A 10,128-nucleotide genomic window follows, 5' to 3' on the forward strand; every position below is an offset into this window, starting at 1 on the left:
AGCTATGCGTTCAGCGTTTGCTTAGAACATGTACTTGATGCCGATCTGAGCGGTTTCGTTGTGGTATCCGGATTTACCGGCCTGTACGCCAACAGTTGCCCAGCCAAGCGTATTGCGGCTTAAGTGACCTTCTAAGCCCATACGGAATTCCCCGAGGTTTCTCCCGCCGTCCATATAGACCTTGTCAGTGCCCATTTGAACGCCGGCCTTCTTGCTGTTATGAATCCAGTTGCCTTCAATGAATCCCAGGCCCTTATTCATATAGTTAGCATGTAGTCTTGCGCCGACTCGGAGCGTGACATTATCAGTGCCCAACTGGCGATATTTCGTCCCGAAGGAGTCATTAGCGGAATTGGCCTTAACGCCGTCCCATACTAATTGGGCTTCCGGCTGGAATGTCCAAATCAGCTTGTTGTAATCCTTCGTTCCGCTTTCTCCGATAGGAATCGTGTAACCGGTTTCAACTGACCAAACCCAGCCGTGTGATTTGAATTTGAACGGAGAAATTTCATCTGACCAAATCTTGTTGTCATAACGACCGAAGAGCAGCCAACTATCAACATAGAAACCGTCATCAGGGCTATTGCCTGTGTACAGAGTTCCGTAGATACCCAAGGAGTAACCATCTGAGCGGGATTTTGCGCTATCCCAAGAACGGCTATCAGAACGGTTGTAGAGCCCACCGGCAAAGACACCGCCAATATACTTCCAATCTTCGTTAAATTCGTTTCTCAGCAAATCGCCGCCGATCTGAGTAACGGCAGTATTGGAATGAGTCTTACTCTGCCCACCCGCCATGCGGAAGTGAGAGTGAGAACCAACCTGACGGACCCAAGCTGCTGCAGGCTTTTCTTCTCCGTCAAACGGGTCAATATAGTAAGCCTGACCAAAGCGGTCGTGCAGTCTCATGTGCATCTTGGCCCAAGATTGAGATGCTCCCACGTAAGCACCAGCTTCCGGTCTGAGGACTAGATTTTCTTCTTCCTTCGGAGGTACTGAAGGTTCATAGTGATCTTTGTCGTCCGAGTTATAGAGCACCCAAGTTCTTTGCGAACCTTGCTCTTCATCGTTGTAACCAAGACTATAAATCCATTTATAGGCCTCATTGTCTTTAGCAACGACACCGAAAGGCTGCATCTCAAGCCGAAGTTGATTTCCTTCAATTCCCTTATCAGCAATAACGAAGATTGGAATACCTTCGCTCTTCAGAGTTTTTTCACCTCTAGCCTCTTTAAAGATACCGCTGACCGGAATCTTGCTATGATCATCGCCGAAGGAGACCTTAGATGTACCAGAAGCGGTATCAGAATGAATAACATCTACATAGGAATTATTCGCTCCTTGCACTAAGCCTCTATAGTGGATGACGGATCCTGATTCGCCCACATAATCCTCTGCCACATTCACATGGTTTAAGTTTGATACTTTATCTTCGCCGCTAGAAAGGAAAACATCTCCGGCATTTTGAATAGCTCTAATATGAGCCTCACTTCTAGGATCAACCCCACGCGTAAGCGACGCTGATGCGCTGTTGAAGTATAAAGAGGAATTCGTTGTTAAAATCGCCCGTCCCTGATATAGAGCCTTAGGATTGTTCAAGAGTCCAGCAGCCTTCCTCAGCTCAAAATCACCATAAAACTCAGTATTTTCCGAGTTGATTATCATTCTTCCAGTGTCGACTATTAATGCTGAGTCAGACGAACCCTGAATATTCCCAGAAATAACACTGGAAACTGTTTCTCCTTCCCTCTGAAGGGTATTATGGACAATCAACACTCCTCCACTTCCCCCCCAATCTGGCGAGTAATTTAAGGAAGAATTTGAATTGCCTATCGCCTCTAATTTAGGTTCATTTGATAAATCAAGCAATGCCGTCGTTTCTACGTTCAGGTGACCAATATCTTGAACATGTTTTTGCAAGTAGAAAGCAGCCTTCTCTTCCAACTGTAAGCTACATGTATACTTATCCGAAGAGCCTAATGCACCATCAATACCTGAAATTAAGGTTGCATTTGTTTCAACCATGGTTGATCCGGTAAAGGCATTTTGAATCGGTTTATGATATGTCACCCCTCCATCTACATTAACTGAATCAATTGTGTATATTGTTTTTGGTGAACCTAAGATAACTGTCGATTTTTCGGCAATCGCTAAGTTTCCTTTTCCTTTTAATTCAGCAGAAAGAGTAAATCTTTCTTGAAGTCGAATGCTTTCAGTTTCGCCTAAATCAGAATCATCTAACGCACCATTTAACAACAGTGTCTCGCCTTCAACAAGATCTAAAGATTTAAGCCAATACTTAACCCCCACACCCCCACTTTCACCTGGTTCAGTTAATTTTCCACTAACGTTTCCAACTAGATTTCCAAATTCATCTTTTGCATAAGGATCACTAAATAAACCGTCTTCCCCATCAAAATGCATGTATTTATAGAAACCATAAGTTGCAAAAGCTACAACTCTACCAGACTGATAAATTTCAAAAGGAGAAGAACCATTAATTGTTGTTGGTTCAAAGGTCATCTCTGAGGCAGAGACTGATTCATAACCATGTTCGAAGCTTGGCTTAAAAAAAGGATGAGGATTGCCCTCTAAAAATACTCCAACGAAAGTATTACCGAAGGCATTAAGGTTTTGCTTGCTTTGTTCTCTGAACTGCTCGATTTGGTCAAACGATATAGCAACCGCATTGATCTTATTTCCGTCGGCATCTAGACCAGTATTCACACCGGTATACAAAACTAGCCCATCGTAGTGATACCTAAAATTGTGCATAAGAGCTGGTCGATGCTCAGCGTTAGAATCTCCGGAACTCCCAGATCCGGTAGAGCTTACATATGAATAAATCATTCCGTCGTCATGAACCAACAGGGACAAATTCTGGTCCTTTTCTGAGTCCCCAGTCCCATACGAATGGTTAACAACATACTTAGCTTTATCCTGGAATAAGTCCTGTTTATTCTTATTAAAGTTCGCCCCATCTCCATTCACCGCTTTCACTAGATTAACGTAAGAGCCAACCCAAAAATTGTGAAGGCCGTTTGTTTCGTCCGAAACGTTTGAAGGATCCCGTGAAGTAAGAGAAGAGTGAAAACCTGTCCTACTAATGACATAACTATTAGCCACTAAATCGCCAAGCCTCATGCTGTATTGAGCAGCCTCAGAATTAGTAGATGTAATTCTTTTTAGTGCCGCAGAGTCTTTAACTACATAATTTGGATTATCAAGAACTGCTTGATAATTATCCGATGTGGGATAATAATCTCTAGATATATTTCTTTCTGTGTTTGGATCTTTTTCTAAAATAGAGTTTTCGACATATTGACCAAAATGAACATATCGCGCGTAAACTGAATCAACTTCGTTTTCGCCCGAAAGATATACAACGCCTCGCCGTCTATTTACTGCTTTCAGGGAACTTTCCTTAACTCTATCAACACCCTCAGTCGTTTCCCACTCCCCTTCAGCTGTCGAAGTACCGTAAACTGCGGAACCTTTCTCTAACTTAACATTAAATAGAGATACTAAATTGGGACTTAGTTCTCTTAGGTCACTAGCACTGGCAGATAGGCGGTCTAATAATTCCAATCCACCTATGACATTTCCGTTAATTGTCGAATTCTTAATGGATACAATATTATTTGCAGCTAAACCCGTTGACCATCCACCGTATATAGAGAATGCCTGATTGGAATCTCCCCAACTTGAACTCAAATTTTCAGGATCCCAATCATTAAGATCTTTGGAAACCTTATACCCTATATAAGAATTCTCAATTGTAACCACATTGTGATTTGCGATAGCCGAATTGCTAGCTATAGCGTTTCCATCCCAAACCAGAGAGTTGTTGATGTGAAAACTGTTATCTGCATTGGGTAAATTAACTTGGTTGATTCTCATGTAGTAGACACCCCGTCCGCCAACCAAGCCTAATTTTCTAGCATTGACAGAACCGGCAACTAACAGAGTGTCTTTCACGGAAACAAGGTTATCACTGCTTTCATAACCTTCTCCACCAAAAATCCCTTTAGTTATTAAAAGAGAGGCATTGCCAGGTTCATTAGCTACAAAATCATTTGCATTTGTGTGAGAGTTCGAAAGTGAACCTGTTATAAAAATCTGATTATTATTTGTTTTAAAACCTTTATGTATAGCAGTAGTAGTGACACCATTGAATGTCACTTCGCTTCCCTCAATAGCATCCAGCTGTGCGGAACGGCCACCGAAAATCAGTTTTGCATAAAGTTTGGATTTAGGCGCAAGCTTCACCAGAACTGAATTATGAGTCGCCTGACCAACAGAACTATAAGTTGAGTTTTGTATATCTTTTTCTACCCCTCCACCGATATCATTTCTAGAACCAAAAAATTTACCCATGAAGGTCACATTCTCTTCTAGGCTGATGCTGAGTGTATTGCCATTTGTAGTTTTCGAATAATTTCCAGTCGAGAATTCTCCAGTGAGAGCTCCAATTTCTTCTTTTGTTTTACCAAAATCTGTTTGTAGGCCACCGGCGATCCAAATAGTGGAGTCTGAATTATCTACAAAATGACCGTTTGACTCATGGTTCCAAGATTGTGTTTTCGAAATCGTTACATTTAAAGTGCTGGAACTTTCTGTTGTAAAGGTTGAATAAGACCAAATCCAAGCAAGACTATTATCGAAAGGGTCATCTATAGAATTGCTTAAAACTGTATACTGCGGCCTTTGGTCTGGATCTGTCACAATGGTAAAACCGCTATCAACTCCAAAAGTCCATTCATCCCCGTTTTGAGTTAGACTCGCAGGGAATGCAAAACTTTCTGTAGGGGAAAATATTGCGCCTAACGCGACCAAAACAGAAAAAGTAACTACTCCAAATTTTTTGCCGCCAAAAGATCTGTCGAATTGATCAAATTTAAGCTTAAGCGGAGAGGCTTGTCTTGACGCAAGACAAAAATTCTCCAAAAATGCGTAATGTCTATTACCAAAAGCTGAATCTCTTTCAAACTCTCGAACCTTAAAGGAACTGCGATCTCTGTTTATGATGAGGGAGGGGGTAAATTGATTGTCCTTCATATACATTTTTCCTCGGGGTTTTATATTGTTTATGAGTACATTATAGAAACAATCCAAACAATCATCTGAACGTATTTTCATCTAAATAAACAGGAAAACCCGAATCAATCAAATAATTTTTGTTCCCCCCTCCCTAATTAGCGCTATTAAAGCAGCTTCCTCTTTGTTAACGGTTATTTAGGGATAACACAAGAGTTACGAGAAATTTCTTATGTTCCCGAGTGTCAATTGTTTAAGGGCATTTACTTATTCAAATAAACGTTCAACTTTCTAATTCGACTTTTAAAAGCCAATCGAAGAATAACTGATCAAGATTCTTTTAAAGGCACAGGACTAAAATAATTCTTATCCGACAAATGTTTACAGATCCATCTTGGTCGTTACGGTTTTCTTTAATTTAATAACTTGCCACCCCTGCTGACAAAATTTTCAAGACGAGAAGTCCTCCGAAACCGGCTGTAGTGGCATAAATTGTGAGTCAAACAAGCCTCATTTCAACAGATGATTGGTGGAAATCAAGGTGATTCTGGTTTTCTTGTGAGGTTCCTAACCTGCGTAGGAGGTTCCAGCGGCAACAGCTATGATGCGTAACCAACCTCAGAGCCTATTTTCGAAATCAGCATCTTTAGTGCTTGTTGTTTCTCAGGCCTTTTAATGAGTCAAGAAACCGTGAAATAAGCTTAAACGGAGCGAGGTTGCAGTCTTGTGTCGCGAAAGTCCTTAACGCCAAAAGTAGGAATAGGCTGTAAGCAGGGGGAGCCATTCTGAGCTTTAGCCGCCCAACGGACTCATGTATTCATTATTATTTAGAAGTTGTTAAAGAGCCGTACCGCATGTTGTAAAAGCACGGAAACATTACCGTTTCCTTCTTTGAGAGGATCTTTGATGGAAATCATTCCATAAGCCTTTTCTGTATCTTCTTTTGTTATAAACTACAAATTGTTTACTCGACGTTTTCTGTTAGTTAAATCGTTTGAGAATACAACGAATCACGCCCCCCGATCTATAACTAATTAATTCTTATTTAAAATAGCAGGTTAGCAAGTTTCTTAGCTTCTCAATTGGCCCATATTTTTAGAGATTACGTTAAGTGGCTTTTTAAGCCATTGAGAATGGTAAACAACTTTCTCCTCGTTCCGGACTGGCAAAAGTGCACCGAAGTTCATTTGAGATCAACCTATGCCGTAGGTTAAGAAGCAGATATTAAGCCATCCTATCAAAGCATTATCACCCGCCTAGAAATGGGTTTGAAATTCATTGGCCTTTCAGAAACTCCACCTTCGCTCCCATGCGTTGGACAAACATACAATCGTTGACATTTGCATGCTCTTGTTTCTCATGTTTAAGCTTAATTAGTGAGAAATACGTTGGTAGGGGCAGATAATTATCTAGCGTGAGCAATTTTCTAACTTACTTATACGCCTCCGTCTTTGATAAAGTCGCTTTTTAAATTATTTAGCGTGACACCTAAATTCGTAAAGCAGATCCCGATCCTGATTCTTAGTTAACTCCCGTTCCTATCTAAGGACCTTGCTTCGATCTGGTTATTTTGCCAAGGAACTTGTCAATGATTACAACAGAGAAGGTTGAACCGGCCAAATCTTTAATGGGTAAGTTAAAAATTACGCGCTTTAGTCTGTAAGGCGGTTAAGGCTAAGTTTCCTTGAACCGTCTTACCTGCAAGCGTACTTTTAACAGGAGGCGTCAAGAACTTTCGCGGCATAAGGTCATAACCTCGCTTCGCTCCGTTAGGCTTATTCCACGATTTCTTGACCAATCAAGGATATGAAGAGTTCGAGATTGGGCTTTTGAATTGTACCCAAGCTAAATCAGAACAAAAAAAGGAAGAAAAATTATTTTTCTTTACCCTCAGTCCACTATTGAAAAGAATCTTGCTGACGGATTCAATATTTCCCAGAATTAGATCAGCAGACTTTTGCTTTATAAATATTAGGAGGGATATTTACAATTATAATAATGGAAAAACTACCACCAGCATCATCTTGAAATCTTCTTCACCGTAAACAGCATGGGGATGATTAGCCGGCATGACAATGCTCTCGCCTTTCTTTAAAAAGTATGGTTTTCCGTCAATCATGATCTTGCCTTTGCCGTCTAAGCAGGTAACAAACGCATCACCGGTACTTTCGTGTTCACTTATGCCCTCTCCCCTCGCAAAGGCAAACAACGTGATACCGACACCTTTGTTTTGAACCAAAGTTTTACTTACAACCTGACCGGGTGCATATTGAACTTGATCAGCTAATTTCAGAACTTCAGAAGAAGCAATATTCTTTAAATAAGCCATTTTCTAACTCCTTATGTTTAACGTCTTTAGGAGTCTATGGCTCGTAGAGAACAAATCAATTTAATAGCGTCTTCTTTTGGGCAGTTGCCTTATCCGCAACTGCCCTTCGATCTCAATTATTTTTCCTCAGGCGTTAAGCCGATACTCCGAAACCTTTCCTTCACAAGGATATCCATCCGTTACCCAAAGTTTTCCGGCCGTCACGTCCATCACCATGGCATAAACAGAACAATAACGTTCTCCGCTGATTCGAGGATCTTCGTGATAACAAATCGACTCCGGATAGTTGTCGTGATTGCTTAGAAGTTTGAAAATCTCCTTCTCTCCGATTCTTCCGCCGTGTTTCTTTAACCATTTTTCCATGGTGTTATAGCGTGTAAACGTCGAAGGAATAAAACTTTTGGCTTTATCCTGAGGTGCGATGAGAGGAGAAAGATAATGATTCGTATGGATTAAAGGTTCCCCCTCACTCATGAGGACATCAAATTGATCAGGAGAGAATTCAATTACCATCTTAAATCCGCTGCGAGTCGCGATATTAAAAGCACCGGAACCGGCTCTTGGAAGCATAGAAACCGCTTTAATTGCTTCTGTTGCCAGACTGGAATCAAGAACTTTCCTCATCATTAGGTGAAGCGGAACGCCGATTTTCCCCTTTCCGACCGAAGTTGCATTAAGGCAGATAGAAATACCTTCCGAATTCAGTCCTTTTCCTCCGACCATGCCTGCCTCACAAATCATGAGAATGCTAGGCTCACCTTCTTGATGGACCTTAAGAACCACAGAATTTTGTCTGCCACTTGCCATCCAATCCCAAGTTTGTCCCATAAAGACATGACCGTTCTTGCCTCGTCCTTCCGGAATAATAATGCAGGAACAAGCATCTGCCTTGGCAAAAAGCACCTCGCTTCTGCAATTCAAAGTTAGGATGTCTTCAAAGCTTCTTCCCGAGCCCTCTGCAATGCCTTTCATTTCCTCAACATATGAAGGGCAATACTTCTCAATCACAGGAAGAAACTTCACGGCGAGTTTCTGTGCCTGCGGCCAATCAATATTCGCGGATTTTTCGAACGCAGAGGAATAAAAGTCAATATTTCTCTTAATCGCTCCCGAAGCCGATGATCCGTAGCGTTTTCCGCGTTCAAAGGCTTTCCCCTTGATTTCTATCAGTTGATAATAAGGCTTTGCATTTAACTGAAGTTTTCTTTCTTTAGGAACGACCAAATCAGAAACGGTTTTCGCCCGAACCCCTTGGCTGACAAGTAAACCAGAGGAGATTCCAAGAATTAACTTGCGTCTAAGCATCACTTCACCCTAAAATTTTCTTCGTTCGAATACGAAACATTATGTTCTGAAAACTTTCCTTATTCGTTTTAGAGGATACGATTTCTTGTCGCCTAAAAAATGGCAATTTTTTACAAGCCTCGCTCCACCCTTTTTGGGATAGTTAGAAAAAACAAAAGAACACTATATGGAAACCATCTCACGAACCATTAGACATGACGAAGTGCTCGGGTTGGAAGCATTCTGCCTTCAGGGCTATGCTCAGCCTTTCCCTAGGCACTTCCACGACTACTACGTCTTGGGTTTCGTGGTTTCCGGTGAGCGGGAGCTCCTTTGCAACGGGCTTAACCTTCAAGTCTTTCCTGACAATCTCTTAATTTTCAATCCTCGTGACAACCATGAATGTGTCTCGACGTCTCGAGCTCCGTTCCTGCATTACCTGGGATTCAATATTCTTAAGAAGCGAATGGAAGAAATTTCAATGGAACTAACCGGTGAGAGTTGTCTTCCGCAATTCAAACTAACTGTCTTTTCTGACGAATCCGCCTGCAATGCTTTCTTGGAACTGCACAAGCTCATCATACAGCGTTCCGATGAACTAAGGAAAGAAGAATTGTTCTATCTCCTCTTCTCAAGGTTATTCGGAAAGTATGCCACACCTCCTTGCAATCGCGGCCTCTCAGATCCTCTCAAATTAAGGAGGCTTGCGAATACCTTGAGTCACACGCTTCGGAAACAATAACCTTAGATGACATTTGCCAAAGAGTCTCTGTCAGCAAGTCCCCCCTAATCCGCTCTTTCAGCAAGCAGTTAGGTCTTACGCCTCATAGCTATCTCATGAGCATTCGGGTCAAAGAAGCGCAAACCTTTCTTAAACAAGGCATACCTCCATCACTCGCGGCACTAAAAAGCGGCTTTGCAGATCAAGCGCATTTCTCAAACGTATTTAACCGGCTAACAGGATTAACGCCAAGTAGTTACCAGAATGTTTTTCTAAAGAAGGCGCCTTCTTCCAATGACTCTAACTAACTCAAATACAACCGCTCACCTAGCGGCTTTCCTAACGATCCTTTGTTGGGGAACAACGTTCGTATCCACCAAGGTGCTTCTGCAAGGTTTTACGCCGGTGCAAATTTTGCTCATTCGTTTTTGCATCGGCTTCGCTGCTTTGTATTTTCTGTCCGCTAAAAGTACTTATCAATTAATACGAAGACAGAATGTTTATTTGGCTTCGGCGGGTTTTCTCGGAATTTGTCTCTATTACTTACTGGAAAACATCGCTCTCACCTACACGCAGGCAAGCAACGTCGGTGTCATCATGTCTGTCTCACCGTTTTTTACTGCAATATTTTCGTGTGTCCTTCTAACGTAAATTCTAATCTCTGGAACCCCGGTAGTTGTCAAGCACTTTAGGATAAAGTTTTTCTTTAGTCTTGCGAAGCAAGACCTGTTTCCATATTTTTTTTGGTTGTCTAGGT

6 protein-coding genes are annotated in these 10,128 nt (G+C 41.7%); 3 read left to right on the top strand and 3 right to left on the bottom strand.

The window, feature by feature from the left end; translation table 11 throughout:
* Positions 1–21 precede the first annotated feature (21 nt).
* From ACZND6_RS05240 to ACZND6_RS05250, 3 genes are all read right to left on the bottom strand, one after another.
* The gene (locus ACZND6_RS05240; protein ID WP_489524440.1) at positions 22–5,058 is read right to left on the bottom strand and encodes an autotransporter family protein; all 5,037 of its coding nucleotides are present in this window, start codon (positions 5,056–5,058) and stop codon (positions 22–24) included.
* A gap of 1,969 nt (positions 5,059–7,027) precedes the next feature.
* Positions 7,028–7,366 carry a cupin domain-containing protein gene (locus tag ACZND6_RS05245; RefSeq protein ID WP_489524441.1) on the bottom strand — a complete coding sequence of 113 codons (339 nt, stop codon included), beginning with the start codon at positions 7,364–7,366 and terminating at the stop codon, positions 7,028–7,030.
* 126 nt (positions 7,367–7,492) lie between these two features.
* Positions 7,493–8,671, bottom strand: a complete 1,179-nt coding sequence (locus tag ACZND6_RS05250; protein ID WP_489524442.1) for a C45 family autoproteolytic acyltransferase/hydrolase — start codon at positions 8,669–8,671, stop codon at positions 7,493–7,495.
* Positions 8,672–8,837: 166 nt separating this feature from the next.
* On the opposite strand from ACZND6_RS05250, the gene ACZND6_RS05255 reads away from it, so the two are divergent.
* Genes ACZND6_RS05255 through ACZND6_RS05265 form a run of 3 tightly spaced genes read left to right on the top strand, consistent with a single transcriptional unit; the run spans position 8,838 to position 10,022 of the window.
* Complete coding sequence (locus ACZND6_RS05255; RefSeq protein ID WP_489524443.1) at positions 8,838–9,392, top strand: AraC family ligand binding domain-containing protein; 555 nt, start codon at positions 8,838–8,840, stop codon at positions 9,390–9,392.
* On the top strand, positions 9,314–9,679 hold the full coding sequence (locus ACZND6_RS05260) for a helix-turn-helix domain-containing protein (RefSeq protein ID WP_489524444.1): 366 nt from the start codon (positions 9,314–9,316) through the stop codon (positions 9,677–9,679). Before ACZND6_RS05255 ends, ACZND6_RS05260 begins: the two co-directional genes overlap by 79 nt.
* Positions 9,666–10,022, top strand: a complete 357-nt coding sequence (locus ACZND6_RS05265; RefSeq protein WP_370747784.1) for a DMT family transporter — start codon at positions 9,666–9,668, stop codon at positions 10,020–10,022. The genes ACZND6_RS05260 and ACZND6_RS05265 overlap by 14 nt, the downstream gene beginning before the upstream one ends.
* Positions 10,023–10,128 lie beyond the last annotated feature (106 nt).

This window comes from Parasutterella sp., from assembly GCF_057870745.1.